At 66.9% G+C, this 444-nt stretch carries 1 protein-coding gene; it reads left to right on the forward strand.

What is annotated here, in order from left to right; genetic code table 11:
• Positions 1-444: Mu transposase domain-containing protein (locus AX685_RS16765; protein ID WP_443026265.1), on the forward strand; the 444-nt coding region annotated here is incomplete at both ends.

Genomic DNA, 444 nt, shown 5'->3' on the forward strand with positions numbered 1-444 from the left:
AGGTCGAGAACCAGGTGCAGACCGCGCGCGGCCGCTTCTTCCAGCCACGCCTGCGATTTACCAGCCTCGAGGAGCTGAACGGTTGGCTGGAGGCCGAGTGTCGGCGCTGGGCCGACATGCACCGGCATCCCGAGCGGAAGGAACTGACGGTCGCCCAGGCATGGGCAGCCGAACGGGCGGTGCTCCAGCCTGTTGTCGCGCCCTTCGACGGCTTCCACGAGAGCGAGCACGCGGTAAGCGGCACTTGCCTCATCAGCTTCGACCGCAACCGCTACTCCGTTTCTGCCCGGACGGTTCGGCGCGTTGTGCAGGTCCGTGCCTATGCCGACCGCATCCTCGTGCGCTGCGACGGTGAAGTCGTCGCCGACCATCCCCGGTTCTTTGGCCGGGACCGGACCATCTACGACCCGTGGCATTATCTGCCGGTGTTGGCGACCAAGCCGG

The sequence above is a fragment of the Sphingomonas sp. CCH9-F2 genome (genome assembly GCF_001556735.1).
GTDB classification, from domain to species: domain Bacteria; phylum Pseudomonadota; class Alphaproteobacteria; order Sphingomonadales; family Sphingomonadaceae; genus Sphingomonas; species Sphingomonas ginsenosidimutans.